This is a genomic window from Anaerocolumna cellulosilytica (assembly GCF_014218335.1).
GTDB classification, from domain to species: domain Bacteria; phylum Bacillota; class Clostridia; order Lachnospirales; family Lachnospiraceae; genus Anaerocolumna; species Anaerocolumna cellulosilytica.
On sequence record NZ_AP023367.1, the window covers coordinates 4,876,263 to 4,902,608 of the forward strand.

Here is a 26,346-nt window from a genome sequence, read left to right on the forward strand (position 1 = left end):
CTATTCTTCAGCTCCACCAGTAATTCTTACTGTTTCCTGATATTGTTGCAGTAGTTCCTCTAACCCCTCATAACTTTCAATAAAGTTCGCCTGCTGCCTTAATTTCGCTGCCAAAGGATAACCAGTTGTATACCAGGCTACGTGTTTTCGCATCTCACGTATACCTATGTATTCGCCTTTGTATTGTAGAGACAGCCTTGCATGCCGCAGCATCATTTCAACGGCTTCCTCAAGCTGTGGTTTCTCTGGTTTAACCCCGGTTTCCATATACTCTTTAATGTGCTTAAAAATCCATGGATTTCCTCTGGCGCCTCTGGCAATCATAATACCGTCACAACCTGTTTCCTTCACCAGTCGGATTGCATCCTCTGGTGTTATTACATCACCATTACCGATTACCGGTATTGAAACAGCTTCTTTCACAGCACGGATAATACTCCAGTCTGCCTTTCCGCTATAATACTGTTCCCTGGTTCTACCGTGAACTGCTATGGCTGCTGCACCATTTGCCTCTGCTATTTTTGCAATCTCAACTGCATTGCTGGTGGCTTCCGTAAATCCCTTTCGTATTTTTACGGTAAAAGGCTTTTTAATGGCAGTAGATACTGCATGTATTATTTCACCTGCTAATTTGGGGTCTGTCATAAGGGCAGAGCCCTCTTTGTTGTTCACAACTTTTGGTACAGGACACCCCATGTTTAAATCTAATATATCGAAGTTTCTGTCTTCAATTCTTTTTGCCGTTTCACTTAAGATAACCGGGTCTGCCCCAAATAATTGCAGAGATACAGGCCGTTCTGTTTCTTCTACCAATAATAGGCTCTCCGTGTTCTTATTGTTATAGCTGATTCCTTTTGCACTTACCATCTCTGTATAGATTAAATCTGCTCCTTGCTCCTTGCAGAGCAGACGAAAAGGCAGGTCTGTAACACCTGCCATGGGACCAAGTACCAGATTCCCTTTTATATTAACATTACCTATCTTTAAATTCATGTTATTACCTATTTCCCTCTAGCCTTATTATAAATTATCTTAAGACCTTTTAACGTCAAAGCCGGATCATATATTTGGATTACATCCGTAGATTCAGCTATAATTTTACCAAGTCCTCCGGTAGCAATTACTTTCATATCCGGAATACCGGATTCTTCAATCATTTTCTTAACAATGTATTCCGTTTGTCCGATGCACCCAAATACCAAGCCTGCCTGCATGCTTGTTATTGTTTCCTTTGCCAGAATAGAAGCCGGCTTTTTAATTTCAATCTCCGGAAGCTTGGCGGTTTGATTCCACAAAGCATCTGCACTAATTCGTATACCTGGGCTTGTAACACCCGCCAAAAAAGAACCATCTGCGGATATCAAATCATACGTTGTAGCAGTACCAAAATCTATTACGATTAAAGGGCCACCGTATAAATCATAGGCAGCAACTGCATCCACCACCCTGTCTGCTCCAATTTCTCTTGGGTTTGCAGTAGCTATCTTTATACCTGTTTTTGTACCGGCACCAATTTCAAAAGGTGTCTTTTTTATATATTTCAGGATACCATTCTTAAAAGAATGCATAATTCCAGGAACCACACTCGCTATTATTACTGCTTCTATATCGGATTGCTCCACATTGCGTGTGCGAAGCATATCACTTATCATAATACCATATTCGTCTGAAGTTCTTGGAATCTTTGTTGTCATACGAAAACTGGAGACCAACTCCTCCTTGTCAAAAATTCCAAGTGTTATGTTGGTGTTTCCAACATCTATTACTAAAATCATATTAACTCCTATCTGTGTACTCTAGTTCTGTCAGCACTTACACACGTACAAATAAAGCTATTGAAAAACATTTCACGTCTTTTAATGTTCTCCTATCCTGCCTTTGATTATAAGGTTTGTTATTCCGCCTCTATATCCTGCCCTAACATAAAAACCTTATAATAAAGCTCCAAAGACTCCAGCAGCTCTTCTTTGTTCCTCTGCATTTCCTTTATCTTTAATACACTGCCGATTTCATCAAACAGTAAATCTCCCTCATCACTTGTTACATTCAACAAAAGGCTTCCTTCTTCATTAAATTCCAACTTAAGAACACCACCTACATCTTCTGTAAACAAAACACACATTATTTTTAAATCTTCCTTAACTGCCTCCGGAAGAGCATTAAAGTCCTCATTCAAATAATATTTTTGTTCATATGCACTGCTGGCACACAATACCACTTTATCTAAATACATAAAAATACCCATTGCGTCACACATCTGCTCACAGATGCGCCACTGTCACAAATAAAAAAGTATGAAAATTAATATGTGACATTCCTTTCTTTTAATAGATTTCTTACTTACCTTATTTCAATACCACCTAGAACACAAGTGCCTCTGATATAAATTGTCACTGTATCCCGCATGCCACGCCCTGATAAGGAAACCCGGTTCTCTACCCCTCCTAATATTGGAGTACAACTTACAGATACCTTGGCATTAGCTGGTACAAATATATCCAAGCCTCCAAGCAGACAGGTAACATCTACTACTACATCTTCTCTGATAATAGCATTTCTTAAATCCAATTGCAAATTCCCCATAATAGCAGTAACGGTACAACCTGTGAATTCTTCCTCCATTATCTGAACAACCCTGCCGTTTAATACAGCATTATACTGATTGCGCCTTCCGGAGCCAAAGGTTTTATAGTAGCCTTGTCCATTATTAGTAAACTGGTCATCATACGTCTTTGCTTGATTTTCAAAAGTCTTGAATTGTTCCTCATGAGCGTTTGCTTGTTCTTCATGCATCTGAGCCTGCTTTTCATATGTCTTGGCCTGCTCTTTACCCTTGTCTGCTTCCGTATCATAGGTTCTATAACGGCTATCATCTTTAGTTTTATCTTTTTTGATCTTTTCATCCTTAAATAGAAAGGACAAGCCGATTGCTGCAAAAATAAGCCCAGCTATTAGCTGGGGTGCAACCCTCCAACTTATCAGTTGATTCATACCTAAAAAAAGAATTATACCTATACCAAGCCCAAAAAAGGAGCCACTAAAGTTATTTCCCTGAAACAGTCCCAAAAAACATGGTATGATAATAAAAAATGTCCACCATCCGTTAAACGTAATATAATCAAATAAACCAAAAACTTTGGCTGCTAATAAAACTCCCAAAAGTATAAAGATAATTCCCAAAATCGGCTTTGAGTTTGTATCTTTCATATCCATTATCCCCCTTTACACTTTTATATTATATATACAATTGAAAAACGCTTTCTTTAAAACAGGAAATAAAAGAAATCACAGTCAAAGACAGTTCCTCAATTGCCTATTTAAGTTATTATATCTCTCTGTCCTATAATATTATAAACCATATAAAACCCGTAATACTATCATATATGGAAAAACTAAATAATTCAAGTCTAAGATTATCCAGAAAGAAAATGTAGGCAGCGCGGTGCTGATTACTTCTTTTAAGATGGTAAGTGTGTATTAAGGGCACATATTACACTATCATACTTGTCATTTATAGCTATAAAAAGAAGCCACCTTATACTAATTGGCGGCTTCTCTAATCTTACTATGTAATTGTACAACTAAACCTGGAACTTCAGGACTGCATCTCCTAAGGCTTTTGCATTCTCTTCTAACTCTCTTGCGAGATAGTTTAGAGAATCTACTGCTGTTTTCTGATGATTTGCTGATTCATTTACAGAAGTGGACGCTGCTGCGGTCTCTTCTGATACAGCGGATATGTTCTCTATTGCCATTAATGTATCGGTTCTTGAAGCTTCCATCTCATAAATACTTTCCATTATATCATCAACATTCCCTATGAGTCCTTCAACATGAATGTTCAAATCTTTAAAGGAGTCTTCTGTATGAGATACGGCTGTTTCCTGCTCCGCAACAATACCTTCGGCTTCACTGGCAATCGTAACAGTCTCTTTTGTCTGTATCTGCATCTCCATAATGAGTGTTTCAATATCTTGTACAGCATGCACTGACTGGTCAGCTAATTTACGTATTTCTCCTGCGACTACCTGGAAGCCTCTTCCCGCTTCTCCTGCCCTGGCTGCTTCTATGGAGGCATTTAAGGATAGTAAATTGGTTTCCTCTGCAATACTATTAATCGTACCTACAATCTGGCCAATTGATTGGGATTTCTTTTCTAATATTTCTATATGAGAAAGTATTCTCTCTGTTATCTGAGAAGTAGACCTTGCTTTTTCATTCAATAACTGAATAGCTTCCATGCCCTTTTCAATACTGCCCTTAGTGTTATTTGTGATAGATTTGATTTCTGTCGTCTTTCCATTCACTGATTCAATTTTCTCAGAAAGGTTATCCATTCGTAACAGACAGTTTTGTGAATCTTCTGCCTGCTGGTTTACTCCTGCCTGAATTTCTTCAATGGCTCCTGTTATGCCTTCTGTAGCTTTTGAGAATACTTCTGAGGCATTCATAACTTCTACCGAGGAAGCGGTAACAGAAGTACTCTGATTTTTTACCTTCTCTATTAACCCTCGCATATTATCAACCATGTTGTTAATACCGTCTGAGAGTATTGAGAATTCATCTCTTCTGCCGACTTTAAGTTTAACTGTTAAATTCCCCTGTGCCACAAGATTCAATTCTTTTATAACATATCTTATTACCTTTTGTATACCGGTAGCCAGTAGTAATCCAACTGCAATTGCAATTACAGAAGATAACAATACTAAAATGATTGTTATATTTTTTATACCTGCAACCTGTCCTATTATAGTTGCCTGCGGAATCAGAGCACACACAGAAGCTCCGGTTTCTCCAACTTTAGCACTTAAGTAAAGGTAGTTCTTGTCTTTATAAACTACATCTTCATTGAAACTTTTACCATCTGCTTCCTGAGCCTTCTGATAAAAGTCCTGTTCTGTAAATATGGCGTCTGTATTTTCTTCACTAAATCCTGCCGTTATAACCTCTCTGCCGTCCGCAGTAACAAAACCAACAATACTGTTCTTACCAAAATCTAAATCTCCCAGAATATCTGTAATTGTACTTGCGCTGATATCCAGAATCAGACAGGCTCTAATATCCTGAAATCCTCTAACAAAACGTAGTGCATACTTATTCGTCTTAATTCCTAGCTTAGCATCTAACTCCGGGTCCATACCCAGCCAATACGAGCTATGTGAGTTATCACCCAGACCTTTTCCTCCCTCAGATGCCAAAAATGGCTCATACATATCTTTTTCCGCACTGCTGGAGGTTGTCATAGCCCCAGCATTTTTTGCCAGAACATGTATATTTTCAATAAAAACATCGGATACCTGCTTAGCTATAAAATTCTTTTTAATATCTTGCATTAATCGGCTGGCATCTAACGGTTTATCCTTGTACATCCCATTAAAATAATTCTTCATATCAGTATCCATTATGTACTGCAATCCGGTCGCTTCTACTGAATCCAAACCAAATCGCATATATTCACTTGTCATCTCAATGGATTGAAGACTGGATTTCTTATAGTTGTTTACAATAGCATCCGATGCCATTGTATAAGCTATTGTCCCTACCAATATAACAAAAAAGACTGGAACCATAAATCCTAATACTAATTTAAAAGCGATTCCACCTCTTGTTTTAAATGCCTCCCTTTCCAATTTCATCTTCTTCATCTTTTGTTTTTTAACCTTTACGGGTTTTTCCTTGGCCGGTTTAGTCTTTGCCTTCATTTGTATGCTCCTCTCTGCTATGGTTTACCCCATTTTTGTTCAACTAGTATAATCTCCGCTACATAAAACCGGTTATATATATGCAATTCTCCTATATTAAAATTATATCTATTTTTTATTGTAAAGTCAACGTAAAGTGCATACAAGTTGAGAAAAATGTCGAAATCCCAAGTATTTCATATAGTTATATTTTCCGTTTTAATATTTAAATTTCTATAAAAATGAACCAATACACCTAAGGAATTATGGTGATACGGTTACACATAACCTTTTAGACCTCTCACTGAAATTTCTCCGGATAAAACTGTTTTGACGAAAGTCGTAGTTATCCCCTGATTAGTTTGTTCAACTTGTACCAATAGAGCTCCACCTTCATCAATACCAAGAGCAATCCCTTCGTACTCCATATTGTTCTCTACTATTCTTACTTGTTTCCTTAGATGAATTAATTGCGCATCATATTCTTCTTTTAACACCTCCATGGACTCAGTCAGGCAAAATTTTTTATAATACAGTTCAAACTGATTCAGTATTTCACTGATTAACTCCTCCCTGGATACCGGCCTTTTACCCTCTAACCATAAGGATGTTGCCTTTTCTTTTAGTTCCTCCGGGAACTCCTCTTGACTTACATTTATTCCTATTCCGATTATAATGCACTCCTGTCTATCTGCAGCGGCTGTCATTTCAGTAAGTATTCCGCAGGTCTTTTTTCCATTCAGAATTACATCATTAGGCCATTTTATGGCTGTCTCCAACCCTGTAATCTTTCTTATAGCGCCATTCACTGCCAGTGCTGTTATTAGTGTTAACATGGGACTGTTTTGGGGCTCTATGTCTGCTTTTAGTACAAATGACATCCAGATTCCACTGCCTTTTGGTGAATTCCAGGAACGTCCAAGTCTTCCTTTTCCAGCATTTTGCTTTTCTGCTATTACAAGTAATCCATGATTTCCTTTTTGCTTCCCATAATCCTTAGCAACATTGTTCGTTGAATCGACTTCCTCCAAATATAATATTTCTCGCCCCAGATATTGGGTATTTAATTTATTTTTTATGTTATCTAAATTCAACCCGATATAATCGGGGGTTTTCCGTTTCACATCCACTTTTACAAAAATTCCTCCTTGTTTTTTACCCCTTGTCCATGCATGCCTTTACCTATGCTTTGATTGACTTCGCAAAATATTCATTATAAACGTGGACATATATAGTATACTATAATATTAATTTGTTCCGGAATCAAGTATTTTCCAAATCCTTAGATGAGATTTCCAATGTGTCCCCGCAACAAAAAAGGCTGTTCCGGTAGTAATTCGCCGGAAACAGCCCTGTTATATACGTATTTAATTGCCAAGAGTAGCCACCATTACTGCTTTTATGGTATGCATACGATTTTCTGCCTGATCAAAGATTACATCTGCATGTCGTTCGAATACGTCCTCGGTTATCTCATTTCCTTTTACGGCTGGCAGGCAATGTAATAGTACAGTATTATTCTTACCCGTTTGTTTTACCATACTCTCGTTGACCTGATACGGTTCTAAAATAGATATTCTTTCTGCTGCCAGTTCCTCTTCTCCCATCGAACACCATACGTCCGTATAGATAGCATCTGCACCTTCTACTGCATTAATATTTTCTGTTATGGTCACTGTACCTTGGGATTTCTCATTATAGGTTTGGCATAATTTAACCAATTCACCCTCAGGCCACAAAGCTTTTGGTGCTAATATTGTAAAGTGCAGACCTAACTTGGCCGAGCCAATCATAAGGCTATTAGCCATATTATTTCTGCCATCCCCTGCATAAATTAATTTTAATCCTCTAAGGTCACCGAATTGCTCCTTTAAGGTCAGCATATCGGCCAGAATTTGTGTAGGATGGTACATGTCTGTAAGTCCATTCCATACCGGCACCTTGCTATATTCTGCAAGCTTTTCAACCGTCTCTTGCTTAAAGCCCCTAAATTCAATGCCGTCAAACATTCTTCCAAGTACTCTTGCCGTATCCTCTATACATTCTTTATGACCAAGCTGAATATCGTCTTTTCCAAGGTATTCAGGATGACCCCCTTCGTCAATACAACCAATAGTAAATGCGCATCTTGTTCGTGTGGAAGGTTTTTCAAATATTAAAGCTATATTTTTACCCTTTAGTGAATTTCCTGTAATACCTTGTTTTTTCTTAGCCTTTAACACAGCCGCCAGTTCTAATAAATATTCTATTTCTTCCGGCTGATAGTCTTTTAAGGTTAAAAAGCTGCGGCCTTTTAAGTTCATATTAGATACCTCCACTATCAAATGATTATTTATACATAATACTTGATTTTTATTCATTTGTCAAGAGGTTTCACTGTATTATTATTATATTGTCATCATCTTTACTACCAATTCATGGAATATAGGTAGTTTGTAATTTCGTTGACGCATTTTTTGATATTTTTCAAAACAGTTGCGTTTCAGTTCTTCCACGGTGTATATTTTATACTTTGGTACACGTACACTTTTAGCACACAACTCTAAAAGAGAAATATATAATTCTGTATAATTCCAATCCCTTTTAAGCTTTAGGGTCGTAGCTAGGTTTGGACAGGCCTGTTCCAGAAATCTCCTTACTATTAAATCTGTATTGCTATAATCCAGTTTATAGTATTCTAATAGTGCCATCTTAGCCGCTTCATTTAATTTCATTAGTTTTAATAGACTCTCTCCCTCTTCTAAGTCTGAATCAATATAGTATATTCTACCGGATAAGTTATGCAAACAACGCATGGCATCATAATATCCCACTTCTATATTTCTTTGTATTTTTTCCGAATTGAATTCCAGAATACCACCCAGATTTATATTGGGAGCTATCTGTATCACATTAACGTCTTTTGGAATTTTAACCGGTTTTTCTAAGCCGATTCCATAGATACGAACCACTATGATATCTTTATACCCTCTGTTTATAAGCATATCAACCGGTACATTGTTAAACATTCCTCCATCTAAAAATGTTTGTCCATTTAATTTATCATTTCGAAAAGCAGGAAGAAGTGCACTGGCCAGTAGATAATCTTTTAAGGATGCTTTTTCTGCTTCCCGAGCTGTAATCTCGATTTCCTTTAACTTTGATACCAAAAACGTACCAAAGACAAATTCGACGGGTGAATTATAAATTTTTTCTTCATCTACCCAGTTCTGAATTAACTCTTTCAGCGGAGTTATATCAATCCCTCTGCCAGAAATTATCTTTCCTGTATCTCTGGATAACATCTTTAAATCCAGATTCTTGATATCCAAGTTCATTAAATGTTTCATTTGTTCATCATCCAGGTTCATAATATTTGAATAGGTCAGGCTTTTCCATAAAGTTTCCGCCTCTTCATAATCACCCATACAAATAAGGGCCCCGTTTAAAGCACCAACCGAGACCCCTGAAACACCTTTTATCTTAACGCCACATTCTAAGAAAGCCTTCCAGACTCCAATCTGATAGGCTCCCTTAGCACCGCCGCCTTCTAAAACAATACCATATTCTTTACTAAAATCAAATTCTTTTATCATTCCTATTACCTATTATTTATTAAGGGTGAAATTATTAACCACTAAGCAGTAGATTAATCCTCTGATTTTATAGTATCCATATTTAAATACTCTTGTATTAAATTTTGATTTAGTATATCTTCCGATGTTTTCTTTAAGGTAATTGCTTTTTTGTACTCATCTTCAAGCATTGAAGCATCTATAGGCTCATTAGTACCAATCTTCCAAGCTCTGCTGCCTTCAAAAACACCTTCTCTTGATATTTCAAACATTACCTCGTTGTGTATAAAGGAACCTTCGAATAAATATGCAGTAAATGCAACAAATCCGTCCTTTGCATTACTTAAATCCTGACCTAAAATATACGGCTGGCTAATCTCAAGATTCATGACATTTGCAATAGTAGGTAAAAAATCCACTTGCCCTCCCGTAGTTGATATTGTATCAGTGACACCACTACCAGGAACATGAATTAACATTGGTACACGAAGCATCTCATCGTAGTCATATGTTCGGCCCAGATATTTTTCCATTAATACAGCATTATCATCCATGTTCAGATTCAGACCATGATGGTCGCCATATAATGCAATAACTGTATCCTCATATAAGCCGGCAGTTTTTAAATCCGTTATAAACTGCCCTAAGGCTTCATCCGCATAACGCACAGTCTGCAAATAGCTTCCGAACTTGGTTCCGATGTCCTCTTCCTTAAGTTGTAAGCTAGCATCTTCTTCCTCCAATATAAACGGATGATGGCTGGTAAGTGTGATAATAAAACTAAAAAAAGGCTGTTTTTTTTCTTTTAGTATATCAATTGTCTGCTTAAACATAGATTTGTCTGATATTCCAAGTCCAATTATATCATCAGCTTCCATGTCTTCCATACTATAAAAATCTTCAAACCCCTGCGCCGGATACGCAGCTTCACGATTCCAGAATTCTCCCTTGTAGCCATGTATTACAAAGGCGTTGTAGCCTTTGTCTCTTAACAGCCAGGGCAGACCATTAAACGTATTTTGTTCATATAGGGTATAACATTCACGGTCGATAACAGGATACAGGCTGTTTAGAGTTGAAAATTCTGCATCCGCAGTATTTCCTTTACCGATATTGGTATAATATCTGTCATAATATAAAGTATCCTGCTTTATTAATGCATTTAAATTAGGAGTTAAAACCTGCCCATTGTATTCTGCACCAATTACAAAGTTCTGAAGTGCTTCTACTTGAAGCAGTATTACGTTCTTACCTTCCCCTATTCCCTTATATTTAGTTCCTTTCGGCTGAAAAGCCACCTCCTGAACCGTATCTAAAACTTCATCCGCTGAAACTTCTTCAACAACGATACTATCGGCAATCGCATTATAAATATCATTTACATGACTGGTAAAAAATTCAACGCTATTTACTTTATCAATCGTTACACTGCCAAATGGGTTTATAACCAAAAATGCAAAAATACCGCATAGACCTGCTACGAGATACTTAATTTCTTTTTTAAAACTCCAACCCCTATTCTCTTCTTTTACTAGTTTTTTAAAATAATAGTATACAAAAGGAATATCTAAATATAACAAAAAGCTTGCAGGTATTAAAGTTGCCACAAAGCTATCCGGAACCGCTGCAACATTAGCTGCCTGCCAAAGTTGCTTTATGGATACGGTCTGATTATAATAATTATAGTACATGGAATCTGCAAACATTAATAATGAGAGCAGTGAATATATAATTAGGAAAAATCCCTTTTTCCTTTTCCATCTACTTCTGCTAAAACATATAAATATAAGTCCCATTGCTACAATACTGACAACCACAAATATGATATCTTTTACATTTACACTGATTAAATGGTAGTAAACCATTAATTTTAATGTAAAAAATAAGAGTATCATATAAGGTGACTGCAATACAGTTTTTAGCTGCTTCATTTCCAATCCTCTCCTTTTAAATCTCCTCTTACTTCCGATGGATAATATATACAAATCGTATAGGTATTTATTTCTCCTCCCTAGAGCTAAAACCCAAAGACACGTAATGTAATAAACCAATTATCCCTATTTTCAGTTCTAGTATATAATAGCTCATTGCAAATTTAATAGCAAGGCAAGAATTCTTAAGTTTATCTTAACACAATCAAAAATGAACAAAATAAATGCTTTACGTTTCCGCTACCTTTTATAAGTGTATACGGAATCGTAAAGCATTATTATTTTATATGATATTTTCCTTTATGTTACTAACAAAAATTCAATTCTTCAATTTACATTATTTACATATTGATTGGAAATCCACTAATCCTGAATCGTTTTGTCATTGCCCACTTCAGTTATAGATTTAACCAATCCGGCAATACCCTGAATTTCAGATGGGATAATAATTTTTGTGGCTTTTCCATCAGCAGCTTTAGCAAAAGCTTCCAAGCTCTTAAGCTGTAGTACCGCATTGCCCGGGTTCGAATCATTTAAGAATCTGATACCTTCTGCATTAGCTTTTTGTACTGTTAAGATAGCCTCTGCCTGACCTTCTGCCTCACGAATGGTTGCTTCTTTCACTGCTTCTGCTCTTAATATCGCAGCTTCTTTTTCAGCCTGTGCTTCTAAGATTGAAGATTGCTTTTTACCCTCTGCCACTAAAATCTGTGAAGTCTTTTCACCTTCTGCACGTAAAATGGACTCTCTTCGTTCACGTTCTGCCTTCATCTGTTTTTCCATGGCATCCTGAATAGCAGCGGGAGGAATAATGTTCTTTAATTCCACACGGTTCACTTTAATTCCCCAAGGATCCGTAGCTACGTCTAAAGATACTCTCATCTTGGTATTAATAATTTCTCTGGAAGTTAAGGTTTGATCTAATTCCAAATCACCAATAATATTTCTTAAGGTCGTTGCAGTTAAGTTTTCAATTGCCATGATAGGACGTTCCACACCATAGGCGAATAACTTGGGATCTGTTATTTGAAAGAACACAACCGTATCAATCTTCATCGTTACGTTATCTTTTGTGATAACCGGCTGAGGTGCAAAATCCACTACCTGCTCTTTTAATAAAACCTTTCTCGCAATTCTGTCAATAAACGGCATCTTAAGATGAATACCAACATCCCAGGTAGCCTGAAAAGCACCAAGTCTTTCTACTACATATGCCTGCGCCTGAGGTACAATCTTAACACAAGATGCTAAGACAATTAATACTAGTGCGACAAAAATAATAAATACGTATTCCATACTAAATTTCCTCCTTTTCTACTTCCACCATTAACTTAACACCCGCTATACTGCGTATAATAACTTTCTGCTCGGGCTCAATGATAGCCCGGTCGTCGACAGCTCTTGCCGTCCATTCTTGCCCTCCGACTACAACCTGACCTGAACTATTAAAATTATCAATTCGTTCGATAACTTTACCTTCCCGTCCTATTAGGCTTTCATAATTAGTTTTAATCTTTTTAGCATTAAAAAACCTGGCTGCAATTGGTCTTGTGTAGATTAAAAGCAAAAACGATACTACAAAAAATATAATTAATTCAAGAACTAAATTGTTTGTTACCAGGGAAACTAAAAAAGCTGTCAAAGCACCTCCGGCAAACCATATTGTGGTAAGACCTAAAGTAATTATTTCTATTAACAGCAGTACTGCTAAAGCAATTAACCAATAAGTTGAATTCATGCTTTTTCACCCCCCTTTCTATCTATCGGTTGTATCTTAATATTACTTTAAATTATATAAATATACAAGGAAATATTTTGAATTTTTCAAAATATAAGCTCTTTTTAATCTTTTTCTAATCATTCAACCTCTTTTGACGGTATACTTCATACATTAATACAGATGCTGCTATTGCTGCATTTAATGACTCCACACTGCCTTCCATAGGAATTTTAATGCATTGATCTGATATTCCTGCTGCCTCAGGGCTAATACCATTAGCCTCATTTCCAATCATAATGGCACATTTCCCTGCATATGACACCTTATCATAATATTCAGCTCCGTCTAAATGAGCCGCATATATTGTGATACCATTCTCCTGTAACAGCTTGAGAGTCTCTTGAAAATCCTCTGCATACAGAAAAGGCATACGATAAATAGCTCCCATCGTTGAGCGAATTACTTTGGGGTTATACATATCAACAGAACTTTTGGTTAATATTATGCCCGTAAATCCAGCTCCTTCCGCAGTTCTAACCATTGTTCCAAGGTTTCCCGGGTCTCTGATATCTTCTAACAGCAACACTTTAGCCTTGGGATTATTTAATAGAGCATCCAGCTTATATGCAGGTTTTTTTACCAAACATATTATTCCCTGGGGAGTTAATGTGTCGGCCACAACTTTAAACACTGCGTCTGAAACTACTTCATAAGGATACCCTTCTAATAAATCAGGTCTTTCCTTCTCCCACTGCTGATATAATGTTTCTCCCATGTATGCCTTAATCAGATAACCACCTTCTTTGGATTCTTCAAACATCTTAATTCCTTCTGCTACAAAGGCTCTCTGTTCTTGTCTGGCTTTTGATTTATTCTGTAGTTGTATCAGATTTTTTATCTGAGGATTTGATACACTGGTAATCATAGATACACCTTTCCTTTATACCTTCTAATACATCAACTATTTCTAAGGTATACATTAAAAAACCTTCCCTGTCCCCATAGAGTCAGGAAGGTTTCTATTTATTTTCTTGTTTACAAAATATTATAAGACAGCTTTCCTCCTATGTCAAATAGGATTTCATCTATCAGCTTTTTCCGATATGCAATACCTTCTATTTGTATGAGTTATACTCGGGATATACATTCAGTAGGTAATAATTTATTTCTATAAATCAGATAGGTTTTAAAAAGAACCCGTAATAATATAGAAAAATATACCATGCAAATTGACACGTGGAAGAAAGTCTTCTGATATGTATATACAGTAGTTAGTCTGTACTCGGTATTTTGCGAAAATACTTTCCGCCAATGCGGCAGTACATTATATTCCCCTGATAATTATATAAACTAGTACCGTCCGTATAAAAAGCTTTACTACCATCTTCCACCTTTAAGGCAGTAAGATATGGATTCATAGTCGCATCAATATAACCGTCAAAAAGTTCTTTTGTACTTTTGGGAATGATTAGTTCCGTATTCCGGCTGTCTTTCGGATAGACATACATCTTGGAGAAATCCTTGCTGTAAAGGATTCCGTCCTTTGCACTGAAATATTTATTTATCGGTTTCACTTCGATTTTCTGCAGGTTCGGCAAATTAAAAATCGGACAATTTAAATCGGAGTATTCAAACAATTCCTTTACATTCTTGCCGATAACCAACTCCTTAAGATATGGATTGGAGGTATTATCATATTTCTCATCATTTATATACGTACGGTTATTGCAGATTCCAACGGCATTGGTTACGGTATCCGGTATGGTAAAGGATTCTGAGCTTTTTTGATAAGGATATGCAATGAGAACAGTCATATCCTTGTTATAGAGGACACCGTCTACTGTTTTATAATGGGGATTATTATCACTTACCACATATTCTTTTATGGATTTGGAAGGAAGGTAGTATCCCCACGTATATGAATAATATAAGGTTTCTTTTACAAGAGAATCCGATAAAACTAAACTTTCCAGATAAGGATTAGCCATTAGGGACACTACATCTGCTTCCTTAACCGTATTAGGCATAGTGAAGGTCTTATCCTCCTTTTGCATTGGATACCAGATAAGTTCTGTTACATCTTTGTTATATAGCACACCGTCAATACTGGTAAATACCGGATTACCTTTGGCAACGGTAAAAGCTTTAAGATTATCCATTTTGTATGCATAATCCAAGCCGTCCAGTTTAGTTAACCCTTCTGGAATGGTTACCCTGGTCAGATTATGGTAATTATAATCTGAAAGAGGAGCGATATCAAATTCGGTTACCGTATCGGGTATAATCAGTTCTGTCGTATTTCTTGGAATATCATATAGCACCGTATTATCTTTGTTAAACAGCATTCCGTTTTCACAGGTGTAATATGGATTATCCTCTGCTACCGTAAGTTTTTCCAGCGTAGGAATGATATAACATAAGTCCTTCGCGTAACGCCGGATAGATTTCACGTTTTTAGATATTTCCAATTCCTTAATGTCACTGTCAATCAGCTTATTTATATCAACATTTGTCAAAGTATCGGGAAAATCCGCTTTTTCCTGTTTTTTAAAGAATATGAGCTCCGTACCGGCTTTGTTGTACAGGGAGCCATTGTAAAGGGAAAAGGCTGTATTCCCTTTCTCTATGATTATTTTATCAAAGCACTTATAATGGATATCGATTTCTTTCAATGCCTTTGGTATGACAATTTCCGTAAAATTTCGAAAAATGGATAAATAAGCATTTGTACTATTGACAGACAGGCTCTTTAAAGTAGATGGCAGCTTTAACGTGGTTTTGCTATAGCCCTCCGGGATAAAAATAAGTTTTGTTCTGGATGCATTGTAAAGAATTCCTTCATAAGCAGCATACTGTTTATTTCCCGCTTCTACAACGATAGCTTTAAGAGCAGTTGCATCCCGAAATGCATTTTCAGCCATAGAAACCACTGTCAACGGAATGGTAATGGCAGTTAAACTGGAATCCCGGAAAGCTTGCTCCTTAATCGTGGTTAAACCTGCTGGCAAAACAATTTTTGTTACCACGGAATGCTGAAATGCACTTTCACCAATCATAACGGTTCCCTTCGGCACCGTATAGTTTTTTCCTTTCCCGTTTGGGTATAAAAGAAGGGTATCTCCCTTTTTATTAAAAAGCACTCCTTTTTTAGCACTGTAAGAGATATTTTTACTGTTCACCTTAAATTCCTTAATGTTTCTTAACTGATTCTGTAATTTATATAGCTGGTCTACTTTAAAACTTGCACCTATGGTAACGGTTTTCAGGTTTGAATTATAGAATGCCCCATCTTGAATGGTGGTTACCGTATCCGGTATAGTATAGGTGCTGTAAGTCAATGTACTAGGATATTTATACAAAACCGTTTTCTTTTTATTAAACAGAATACCATTTTCTGTCGTATACCATTTATTCTTTCCGGATACTTTAATTTCCTTCAGCTTACTTAAATAACTGGTGGAAGTGTTCGAGAACCCATTAATACTCTTTACCGTACTTGAAAAATATATGGTTTCTACATTTGGAAAAGCACGATATCCATAGGAAAAGGAAGTAACCCCTTCCTCAATTACCAGCTTCCTGACTTCTGGATAAATGCATTCGGATTCTACATGAAAGATAAGATCACTAATATCATCCGAGGTAATCACAAAGGTTTCTTCTCCCCGATAGGGGATGGTATCATCCTTAGAATAAACATATATTGATTCTGCTGCGGATACGTTATATTTACCAGTTGATAATGCAATAAAAACAGTCAAAAAGAATACCCTCATTAAAATTTTTTTCATAACCTCTTAATCCTTTCTTTATTCATACTATGTTTTCCATTATTATACACAATATCCAGAAGCAGGTCAAAATAATTGTAAATGCTAAAGCAGCAAACCCCCAAAGGGAACAAATGTTTGTCTATTCCTACGCAGAGAAAAAAATAAAAATCGGTCTACATTTATACATTGTAGACCGATTTGATTGCCTCATTATTCATGTTTGCCAACTTTGCTGCCAAGTCAAGCCGACCAGGCTTATTGTTCGTTCATATTTGCCAGCTTTGCGGCCTGATCGGCTGCAATTAGGCTGTCGATGACTTCTTGCAAGTCACCATCTAATATAGAATCCAGTCTATGAAGAGTCAATTTGATTCTATGATCGGTTACCCTTCCCTGTGGAAAATTATAAGTTCTGATTTTTTCAGAACGATCTCCGGTTCCTACCTGGCTTTTTCTTGCCTCTGCTTCAGCACTATGCGCCTTTTCAAGCTCTAATTCATATAGCTTGGAACGCAGTACCTTTAACGCCTTATCCCTGTTCTTTAGCTGGGATTTTTCATCCTGGCAGGAAATAACAATACCAGTAGGTATATGCGTTAAACGAACCGCAGAGTCTGTTGTATTAACGCACTGTCCACCATTACCGGAAGAACGGAATACATCGAACTTACAATCATTTAAATCTAATTCAACGTCCACTTCTTCAGCTTCCGGCATAATTGCCACCGTTGTAGTAGAGGTGTGGATACGCCCACCGGATTCTGTAACAGGGATTCTCTGTACACGGTGTACACCACTTTCGTATTTCATCTTGGAATAAGCACCTTTTCCATTTATCATAAAGATAACTTCTTTAAAACCACCAAGACCATTTTCATTGATATTCATCATATCAATTTTCCAGCGTTGACTTTCTGCGTATTTACTGTACATACGAAATAATTCCGCCGCAAATAGTGCCGCTTCATCACCACCTGCACCACCTCTGATTTCGATAATTACATTTTTATCATCATTAGGATCCTTAGGTAATAGTAAAATTTTTAAATCATTTTCTATGGTTACTAAACTCTGCTTACATTCATTTAACTCTTCCTTAGCCAGCTCTCTTAATTCTTCATCACTTTCTTCTTCCAGCATGGTAAGGCTGTCTTCAATACCTTGTTTTGCATCCTTGTATTCTTTGTACTTATCAACAATAGCTGATAAGTCATTTTGTTCTTTCATTAATTTACGAAAACGATTCTGGTCATTTATAACATGCGGGTCGTTTAGCTCTTCCAGAATTTCTTCAAATCTTATTAATAGATCTTCTAATTTATCAAACATCTAAAGTTCCTCCATTCACAACAGCCTAGTAAAGGCAAAAGATTATCTTTTCATTTTAGGCTCCCGTCTGCGACTCTTGGTTACGCCCTTTGGTCGCCTACCAATCAAGGGGGTTGAATATCTTTTATTCAACCTTATAACCATTACGAACCTAAGGCCGCTAAGTAAAAGGTTCCTCATCTATTTTATATCTACCGGATACAATTCTGTCAAGCCCCGCCAAATCTTTACTAACTTTAATATCAATAATACCCGTCTCTTTTAGGATTTCTGAAACAGTTTCTCCCTGGTCATGGCCTATTTCAAAGAAGACAAAACCGCCGGGATTTAAAAATTCTTTTAATCGCTGTGCAATCTTACGATAAAAATACAAACCATCCGCTTTACCATCTAGTGCCAGCATAGGGTCATACACTCTAACTTCTTCCATTAAGGACTCAATTTCCCTGGTAGGAATATAAGGGGGATTTGACACTATTATATCAAAGGTATCATGAATATCATGATACAAGTCACTTTGCAGGAATGTCACTCCGGAATTTAGATCCTCACCGTTTTGCCTTGCCACTGCTAAAGCTTCCTCAGAAATATCTACACCAACCCCGCTTTTGATACCACCAAGTTTATCCAGACTTATAATAATACAACCTGAACCAGTACATAAATCTAATATGGACTTTCCTTTTGATACCTTTAAAACTTCTTCAACCAGTACTTCAGTATCTTGTCTGGGGATAAGGACTGCTTCATTAACCTGAAAAGAGAGACCCATAAATTCCTGCACACCGGTTATGTGCTGTAAAGGAATATGTCTGGCACGCTTTTGTATCAGTTTGAGATATGCTGCATACTCATCATCACTAATTGGCTGCCTGGAATTTAACAGATACTCTACACGGGTTATATGAAAACAATATTCCATTAGATACCACCCATTCAGTTCCGAATCTTCAATATTATGTTTTTTAAGCAATGAGATACCTTGCTTTAAGGCTATATCCAATGTCATCTTTTATATCAATCCTTATTTTTTGTTACCCCATCACTATCTAAATAATGATCCAAAGCTCTTAAAATTTCATCGTCTTCCTCATCTAACAAAGAGTTATCTTCCCTGCTAATGAACTCAGATGCCGCTGCTATTTCCTGATGGGTAATTTCTTGTTCTTTTACCAAATATTGTTTTTTGTTATTTTTTCCTTGTTTCTTTTTAGATTTTGAAGATTCTAACGGTTTATTAGATTGCGTATTCTCTGTTACTACGACTTTATCCTCATTTTCTATGTTCTTACTACTCGTCATATTTTCAACTGATTTTATCTGACCAGCTGTTTGTTTTACGTTTGAATCTTTTGAATTTTTCTTATTCTTACGAGTGCCTTTTCCTCTGCTCTTGTCTGGGTCAATAAAACCTTTCCAATCAAACACTGCCTCAACGGACTTTATGGCAACTTCTATCATTTCATCATCCGGTTCTCTGGTGGTTAACCCCTGCAGCCACATTCCTGGTTGACTTAAAATATTTACGACTATAGAATTATTCCGTCCTGCCAGTCTAATAAACTCATAGGATACGCCGGCAATAACCGGCACTAAAAGTATTCTCACAAGATATCTAATCCACTGGTGGTCTACACGTATAAATATGAAAAATAGAATACTGATAAACATAACCAGAAACATAAAGCTGGTTCCACATCTTTTGTGTTGTCTTGATTGCCATTTTACATTTTCTACTGTTAATTCAAATCCCTGTTCCAAACAGTTGATGGTTTTATGTTCTGCTCCATGGTACATAAATACCCTTTTAATATCTTTAGCCTGTGATATTGCAAGAACGTATAAGATAAATAGAACAATACGGATACAACCTTCTACCAGAGCAAGCAATGCATCTGATTCTATCCGTCTTCCCAGTAAACCAGCCACATAAGTGGGTAATATTATAAAAATTCCTACTGCAATTAATACTGCAACAATCATTGTAAGCCCCATCACGATACTTTCAGTTTTACCTTTAAATACTTTAGATAAAGCCGCATCAACTTTTGACGGTTCTTTTTCTTCCTCGTCTTCAAATAAACTGGCTGAAAAGTTCAGGGTTCTTGTACCAATCATCATAGATTCTACAAAAGCAAGCATTCCTCTTATAATAGGCAGCTTAAAGAAGGTATATTTCCCGGCGATACTAGTAAAAGTAGTTTTCTCTACCACAATCTCGCCATTCGATTTTCTGACAGCAACGGCGTAATCATCTTTATTTTTCATCATTACACCTTCAATTACAGCCTGGCCGCCAATGCCTGATGGTTTCATATACCGCACATCCTCTCTTTCGTTAGCAGATAATTTATCTAAACAAAGATTCTAATTATTTAATTTATTATGATGTAAAAATAGGCTGAGATTATGAAACCTCAACCTGATTTTTAACATACGATATGTTTCCGTCATTCTATTGTTCTTGACTAATGCCATATCTACGATTGAATTTATCAATAGCTCCACGAGCGGCAGCAGCCTTTTGCTGTCCAGTGTAAAATGAATGGCACTTAGAACAAATTTCTACGTGGATATCATTCTTTGTTGAACCTGTAACAAATTCGTTACCACAGTTGCAAACTACTTTTGCTTGATAATAATTAGGATGTATTCCTTCTTTCATGCTTTCACCTCTTTACAAACTAACGTATTTTTTTAAAGTTGACCGAAGTCAATCTAGTATCATCTCTATAAACAGCTTTTTAATTATAGCATAGGTTTAAATCTAATGCAAGACCTAAAATACAATTTTCGTCTTTTTAATAGTATCAATAAATTCTGCATTTGTCTTAGTCTTTAAAAACATATCGATAATCCGCTCTACTGCATCATCTGATTTCATACTGTTAAAAGCCTTTCTCATTAAATACGTGGCTTCCATTTCACTTTGGTTTAATAGTAAATCATCTCTTCGGGTACTGGACTTTGTAAGGTCAAGTGCAGGGAATATTCTCTTTTCAGATAGATTTCTGTCCAGAACTAATTCCATGTTGCCGGTTCCTTTAAATTCCTCAAAGACAACATCATCCATTCTGCTGCCTGTATCTACCAATGCAGTAGCAAGAATAGTCAAACTGCCTCCTTCACGCATGTTTCTGGCAGCACCAAAAAATCTCTTTGGCATATGAAGTGCCGCAGGATCAAGACCGCCTGATAAGGTTCTTCCACTGGCCTGTACGGTCAGGTTATATGCCCTTGCTAGTCTTGTAATACTGTCTAAAAGGATTACTACGTCCTTTTTATGTTCTACAAGGCGTTTTGCCCGTTCAATTACCATCTCTGATACTCTTTTATGGTTTTCCGGAAGTTCATCAAAAGTGGAGTAAATAACCTCTACATTTTTTCCTTCTATGAATTCTTTTATATCGGTTACTTCCTCCGGACGCTCATCAATTAAAAGAATAATAAGATTGAAGTCAGGATGATTCTTAGTGATTGCCTTGGCTATCTGCTTTACTAATGTAGTTTTACCGGTCTTTGGAGGCGATACAATCATACCTCTTTGACCTTTACCGATAGGAGATATCAAGTCAACCATACGCATGGAGACATTAGAACCTACCGTTTCTAAATGAATTCTTTCATTAGGGAATACAGGTGTCAGATCCTCAAATTTCTTACGTCTTTGAGCTTCCGAAGGATGAAAACCGTTTACGCTTTTCACATACAGAAGGGCACTGAATTTTTCGCCCTGATTTCTTATTCTGGTATTACCAACAACTATATCACCAGTTTTTAATCCAAACCTTCTGATTTGAGCTGGTGAAACATATACGTCATTTTCTCCCGGCAAATAATTATCACATCGGATAAAACCATAGCCATCGGGCATAACCTCTAAAATGCCTTCTTTCGTTTCGCCGCTGTCTAGCTGTTCTGTCTCTGATGAAGCAACCGAGTTCCTTCTTACATCCCCATCTGATGTATTTGTTGTCATTTTTCTATAATCCGGTTCCTGTCCGTAACCGATTGGCTTTCTTGTCTCACTGTCTGGTTGGCTGTAAGGTCTTTTATTTTCTGTGTCCGTCGAGTTACCTACGTTTTTTCTATACTCTGTATCAGATTGGTTCATGCCCGTTCGTTTAAAGTCTGTATCATTTAAAGCATTACCACCGTTTCTTTTTGCGTCTGATTCTGCGTGATTAAAATTAATTTTCTTCTCATTTTCCTGAGGCGCAGACCATGACTTTTTAGATTCGGTATCTGTTTTTCTTGATTTATAAGAGGATGCTTTCACTTCATCCATTTTATTTTTAGTATTTTCCGTTTTACTTTTAGTTTCATCCATCTTTGATATTTCAGCTCCTGGGTTCTGTTCCTCGTCCCTGTCTGCATTTCTGGAATCCACCTCAGTCTTGCCATCCGTTGGTTCATACCGTATTAAGGCATCAATCAGCTCTTGCTTTCTTAATGCAGTAATACCTTTTATCCCTCTATTTTTTGCCAACGTCCTAAGCTCTGTTAAGGACATCTCACTATACTGTGCTTCCATGTATTCTTGCTCCTTTACAAGTATAAAATTATTTTGGTTTCAATGGGAATGGATTTCGACATGATCTAGACAGTTCTTATGAATTTGCTACCCAAAATATGTTACTGCTTTCAATTATACACCTAAAGCAGTGGAAAAAAAAGCTTTTTTTTAAATTTTTGCAAAACAAACCAATTTTTATGGACTTTTTACACAAAGAAAGCTTTAGAAATTACTTATATTTCAAGATTTAACACCTTTTTTGGAGGGTAGATTAGGCTTGATTTACAATCTTTTAAGTGATATGATATTTTTAGTTTTAGATTCGTAAAATAAAGATAAGGCGGAAATGATATGACTAACAGTGAAAAGGCATTAATGCTGCATGGATCGTGGAACGGTAAAATAGAAACCGTATCGAAATGTACCGTAAAAACCAGAGAAGACCTGGCTCTGGCATATACCCCGGGTGTAGCAGAACCCTGCAAAGCAATCGCTGACGATACGGAAGCGGCATACAAATATACATTAAAGGCAAATACTGTAGCCGTCATCTCTGATGGCAGTGCAGTTCTTGGTCTTGGTAATATCGGTCCCTATGCCGCAATGCCTGTTATGGAAGGAAAAGCGGTTTTATTTAAAGAATTTGGTGGGATGAATGCATTTCCAATCTGTCTGGATACCCAGGATACCGAGGAAATAATTAAGACAATTGTAAATATAGCGCCTGCCTTTGGCGGAATTAATCTAGAAGATATCTCTGCCCCCCGTTGTTTCGAAATAGAAGAGCGTCTAAAAGGACTCTTAAATATACCAGTTTTTCATGACGACCAGCATGGAACTGCTATTGTTGTCCTGGCTGGAATCATCAACGCCCTTAAAGTTACCGGCAAAACAAAAGAAGATAGCCGGGTTGTGATTAATGGTGCCGGGTCTGCCGGTATTGCTATCGGTAAATTGTTATTATCCTATGGATTTAAACACCTTACTCTTTGCGATAGAATCGGTATCCTTACGCCTTCCTCAGAAGGACTGAACTGGATGCAGCAGAAAATGACAGAAGTCACTAATTTAAGCCATAATGAAGGTTCACTTTCTGATGCACTAAAAAACGCTGATATCTTCATTGGTGTTTCAGCACCAGGTATTGTAACGCAAGATATGGTAGCTTCTATGAATAAAGATGCTATTTTGTTTGCCATGGCAAATCCGGTTCCTGAAATTATGCCAGAACTAGCAAAGGCTGCCGGAGCTAAAATCGTTGGAACGGGACGCTCCGATTTCCCTAACCAGGTCAATAATGTAATCGCTTTCCCTGGTATATTTAAAGGAGCACTGGAAGGACGTGCGGTTCAGATTACTGAAGATATGAAACTGGCCGCTGCACTGGCAATTGCTGCTTTGGTGCCTGAAACGGAACTGAATGCCGATAATATCTTACCTCAGCCCTTTGATCCAAGAGTATGTGAAGCCGTTAGCAATGCAGTAAAGGCTCATATATGTCCTTAATTCAATGGGGGGAAAAGCCATATTATTCCCTGGATTACTATATAAAACAAACCTACGGAAAAAAACTATACAAGCTATCTTTAAATGCAGGACTGACCTGTCCTAATCGTGACGGAACCTTAGGAACACGTGGCTGTATCTTCTGCAGTGAAGGAGGTTCAGGGGATTTTTCATCCTCTTCTACCCTATCCATCACTGCGCAAATTGAGGCGGCTAAGAAAAAGGTTGACTCCAAATTAAAACCTCCTAAAGATGTTACAGTTGCAGGTTCTCTTTCCCCAGCAAGTAATTATATTGCATACTTTCAAGCCTTTACGAATACCTATGGAGATTTGGCTTATTTGGAAAAAATATTTACAGAAGCTATAAATCACCCTGACATTGCAATACTATCGATTGCTACCAGACCTGATTGTCTTAATGAAGATATACTTAATCTGTTGGCAGCATTAAATGAAAGAAAGCCCGTATGGATTGAACTTGGACTGCAAAGCTGTCACGAAAAAACAGCCAGGTTTATCAGGAGAGGTTATTCTTTACCCGTTTTTGAAGAAGCCGTTAACAACTTGCAGAAAAGAAGCATAATCACCATTGTTCATTTAATATTAGGACTTCCCGGTGAGAGTACCTCCGATATATTAGAATCAGTATCTTATGTGGCATCACTTCCCATACAGGGTGTTAAATTACAGCTTTTGCATATTCTAAAGAACACCGATTTGGCCGTTTACAACCCCTCTGTCTATACCATGGAGGAATATGCAGACCTATTAATCCGCTGCATTGAAAACCTTCCAAAGGATATGGTAATTCATCGAATTACCGGAGATGGACCTAAGAACCTGCTATTGGCTCCCCTATGGAGCAGCAATAAAAAGGCTGTTCTAAATTTAATTCACAAAGAATTTAAAAATAGAAAGACCTGGCAGGGTAAGAAACTTGAGACAACTAACAAATCTAATTTATGAAAGGAGCTGTCTTATGCAATCAGATGCTTTTACCTTATATAAATTAATAATCTTATTTCTTTTGGATAAAGTAGATTTTCCGTTGACCAATGCTCAAATTTCTAATTTTATTCTGGAAAAGGACTATACTAATTATTTTAACATACAGCAATCCATTGCAGAATTGATTGAAACTGATTTTATTACCATGGAATCTGTCGGACATAGTTCACATTATCGTATTACCGACTCCGGACGAGAGACCCTATCATTTTTTGAATATATGATATCTCCTGCTATTCAGGCGGATATCCATGAATATCTCAGAAAAAACCGCTATTCTCTTCGTGATGAAGTATCTACTCTTTCTGAATATTTTGAAACAAAGAAGGGTGAATATATAGTAAATCTAAAAGTAATGGAAAAGGATGCCTCTATTATTGAAGTTAATATCACAGTCCCTACTGAAGAAGATGCATCAAGGATATCCCATAACTGGCGAAATAAAAGCCAGCAGGTTTATGCTTATGTACTTAGCAGTCTGCTCAAGGAAGAGGATGAAGAATAATGTAGTGCCCAAAACGTTATTAATAGTCAAAATACCGTAATGACAAGAGCCTTTCATTCTTGCCATTACGGTATTTTTATTTTATATCCTCAGGTTCCAGCTCTGAATCTAAATCCTTACTACTTTCCATAATGCCCTCAATATATTCCCAGATTTCATCTCTGCCTTGCTTGCTTAAAGCAGAAAATGGAAGAATACTTGTTTTTCCGTCTGCATTCAACCCTTTTCTTAACATCTTAAGATGTTTCTCTTTCTGACTTCGGTTGATTTTATCCAGCTTTGTTGCAATTATAACTGGTTGATATCCCTGATAGAGTATCCACTCATACATATGCCTATCATTAGCAGATGGTTCATGGCGAATATCTATAAGCAAAAATATTAGTTTTAACTGCTTGGAGGATTTTAAGTAACGCTCAATCATTGTCCCCCATTTGGCCTTGATTTCTTCTGAAACCTTAGCATATCCATACCCGGGAAGATCTACAAAATACAATTCTTCATTGATATTATAAAAATTGATTGTCTGGGTTTTTCCCGGCTGGGCGGATGTCCTTGCATAAGCTTTACGGTTCATCAGGGCGTTGATAAGTGATGATTTACCTACATTGGATTTTCCTGCAAAAGCAATTTCAATTTTATCATTTTCCGGTAAAGTACTGGTAATACCGCAGACTGTCTCCAAGTTGACACTTTTTACATGCATATTTACACCCATTGCATATCGCAGGTTTAGCCTGCGATACTGCCACAAATAAAAAAGAGTGAAAGTACCTATTGTGGCAGCCTTTCTTATTCTATTTCTTTCACTCTTTTCCCTA

At 36.9% G+C, this 26,346-nt stretch carries 22 protein-coding genes; 3 read left to right on the top strand and 19 right to left on the bottom strand.

The window, feature by feature from the left end:
* The 18 genes from dusB to rho all read right to left on the bottom strand — a co-directional run bounded on the left by dusB (position 1) and on the right by rho (position 22,522).
* The gene (gene dusB, locus acsn021_RS20110) at positions 1–993 is read right to left on the bottom strand and encodes a tRNA dihydrouridine synthase DusB (RefSeq protein ID WP_184095261.1); all 993 of its coding nucleotides are present in this window, start codon (positions 991–993) and stop codon (positions 1–3) included.
* Between the two features lie 8 nt (positions 994–1,001).
* Positions 1,002–1,775 (bottom strand): type III pantothenate kinase, encoded by a 774-nt coding sequence (locus acsn021_RS20115; RefSeq protein ID WP_184095263.1) that lies wholly within the window; start codon positions 1,773–1,775, stop codon positions 1,002–1,004.
* A gap of 119 nt (positions 1,776–1,894) precedes the next feature.
* Complete coding sequence (locus acsn021_RS20120) at positions 1,895–2,233, bottom strand: DUF6145 family protein (protein WP_184095265.1); 339 nt, start codon at positions 2,231–2,233, stop codon at positions 1,895–1,897.
* A 107-nt stretch (positions 2,234–2,340) separates the two neighbouring features.
* On the bottom strand, positions 2,341–3,207 hold the full coding sequence (locus acsn021_RS20125; protein WP_184095267.1) for a LiaF transmembrane domain-containing protein: 867 nt from the start codon (positions 3,205–3,207) through the stop codon (positions 2,341–2,343).
* Positions 3,208–3,581: 374 nt separating this feature from the next.
* Positions 3,582–5,702: a methyl-accepting chemotaxis protein gene (locus tag acsn021_RS20130; RefSeq protein ID WP_184095269.1), complete on the bottom strand. Its 2,121-nt coding sequence runs from the start codon at positions 5,700–5,702 to the stop codon at positions 3,582–3,584.
* 257 nt (positions 5,703–5,959) lie between these two features.
* Complete coding sequence (locus tag acsn021_RS20135; RefSeq protein ID WP_184095271.1) at positions 5,960–6,811, bottom strand: biotin--[acetyl-CoA-carboxylase] ligase; 852 nt, start codon at positions 6,809–6,811, stop codon at positions 5,960–5,962.
* Between the two features lie 237 nt (positions 6,812–7,048).
* Positions 7,049–7,984 (bottom strand): ornithine carbamoyltransferase, encoded by a 936-nt coding sequence (gene argF, locus acsn021_RS22955; protein ID WP_243167970.1) that lies wholly within the window; start codon positions 7,982–7,984, stop codon positions 7,049–7,051.
* 84 nt (positions 7,985–8,068) lie between these two features.
* Positions 8,069–9,256 carry a patatin-like phospholipase family protein gene (locus tag acsn021_RS22960; RefSeq protein WP_243167971.1) on the bottom strand — a complete coding sequence of 396 codons (1,188 nt, stop codon included), beginning with the start codon at positions 9,254–9,256 and terminating at the stop codon, positions 8,069–8,071.
* Positions 9,257–9,309: 53 nt separating this feature from the next.
* A complete protein-coding gene (locus tag acsn021_RS20145) occupies positions 9,310–11,166 on the bottom strand; it encodes an LTA synthase family protein (RefSeq protein WP_184095273.1) in 1,857 nt (618 codons plus the stop codon).
* 363 nt (positions 11,167–11,529) lie between these two features.
* On the bottom strand, positions 11,530–12,462 hold the full coding sequence (locus acsn021_RS20150) for an SPFH domain-containing protein (protein WP_184095275.1): 933 nt from the start codon (positions 12,460–12,462) through the stop codon (positions 11,530–11,532).
* A 1-nt stretch (position 12,463) separates the two neighbouring features.
* Entirely contained in the window at positions 12,464–12,904 is a 441-nt protein-coding gene (locus acsn021_RS20155; protein ID WP_184095277.1) for an NfeD family protein, read from the bottom strand.
* 115 nt (positions 12,905–13,019) lie between these two features.
* Complete coding sequence (locus tag acsn021_RS20160) at positions 13,020–13,811, bottom strand: TrmH family RNA methyltransferase (protein WP_184095279.1); 792 nt, start codon at positions 13,809–13,811, stop codon at positions 13,020–13,022.
* A gap of 346 nt (positions 13,812–14,157) precedes the next feature.
* Positions 14,158–16,677: a leucine-rich repeat protein gene (locus acsn021_RS20165; RefSeq protein WP_184095281.1), complete on the bottom strand. Its 2,520-nt coding sequence runs from the start codon at positions 16,675–16,677 to the stop codon at positions 14,158–14,160.
* 237 nt (positions 16,678–16,914) lie between these two features.
* On the bottom strand, positions 16,915–17,988 hold the full coding sequence (gene prfA, locus acsn021_RS20170) for a peptide chain release factor 1 (RefSeq protein WP_184095283.1): 1,074 nt from the start codon (positions 17,986–17,988) through the stop codon (positions 16,915–16,917).
* 160 nt (positions 17,989–18,148) lie between these two features.
* Positions 18,149–18,997: a peptide chain release factor N(5)-glutamine methyltransferase gene (gene prmC, locus acsn021_RS20175; RefSeq protein WP_184095285.1), complete on the bottom strand. Its 849-nt coding sequence runs from the start codon at positions 18,995–18,997 to the stop codon at positions 18,149–18,151.
* An 8-nt stretch (positions 18,998–19,005) separates the two neighbouring features.
* On the bottom strand, positions 19,006–20,304 hold the full coding sequence (locus acsn021_RS20180) for a DUF1385 domain-containing protein (RefSeq protein ID WP_184095287.1): 1,299 nt from the start codon (positions 20,302–20,304) through the stop codon (positions 19,006–19,008).
* A 139-nt stretch (positions 20,305–20,443) separates the two neighbouring features.
* Entirely contained in the window at positions 20,444–20,653 is a 210-nt protein-coding gene (gene rpmE / locus acsn021_RS20185; protein ID WP_184095289.1) for a 50S ribosomal protein L31, read from the bottom strand.
* A 114-nt stretch (positions 20,654–20,767) separates the two neighbouring features.
* Entirely contained in the window at positions 20,768–22,522 is a 1,755-nt protein-coding gene (rho, locus tag acsn021_RS20190) for a transcription termination factor Rho (RefSeq protein ID WP_184095291.1), read from the bottom strand.
* Between the two features lie 333 nt (positions 22,523–22,855).
* Here rho and acsn021_RS20195 point away from each other — a divergent pair, with 333 nt between their 5' ends.
* Genes acsn021_RS20195 through acsn021_RS20205 form a run of 3 tightly spaced genes read left to right on the top strand, consistent with a single transcriptional unit; the run spans position 22,856 to position 25,525 of the window.
* Entirely contained in the window at positions 22,856–24,010 is a 1,155-nt protein-coding gene (locus tag acsn021_RS20195) for an NAD(P)-dependent malic enzyme (protein WP_184095293.1), read from the top strand.
* On the top strand, positions 24,001–24,978 hold the full coding sequence (locus acsn021_RS20200) for a TIGR01212 family radical SAM protein (protein WP_184095295.1): 978 nt from the start codon (positions 24,001–24,003) through the stop codon (positions 24,976–24,978). Before acsn021_RS20195 ends, acsn021_RS20200 begins: the two co-directional genes overlap by 10 nt.
* A 13-nt stretch (positions 24,979–24,991) precedes the next feature.
* Positions 24,992–25,525 carry a DUF4364 family protein gene (locus acsn021_RS20205; RefSeq protein ID WP_184095297.1) on the top strand — a complete coding sequence of 178 codons (534 nt, stop codon included), beginning with the start codon at positions 24,992–24,994 and terminating at the stop codon, positions 25,523–25,525.
* 76 nt (positions 25,526–25,601) lie between these two features.
* Here the strand turns inward: acsn021_RS20205 and yihA are convergent, their stop codons facing one another.
* Positions 25,602–26,231, bottom strand: a complete 630-nt coding sequence (gene yihA / locus acsn021_RS20210; protein WP_184095299.1) for a ribosome biogenesis GTP-binding protein YihA/YsxC — start codon at positions 26,229–26,231, stop codon at positions 25,602–25,604.
* Between the last annotated feature and the right edge of the window lie 115 nt (positions 26,232–26,346).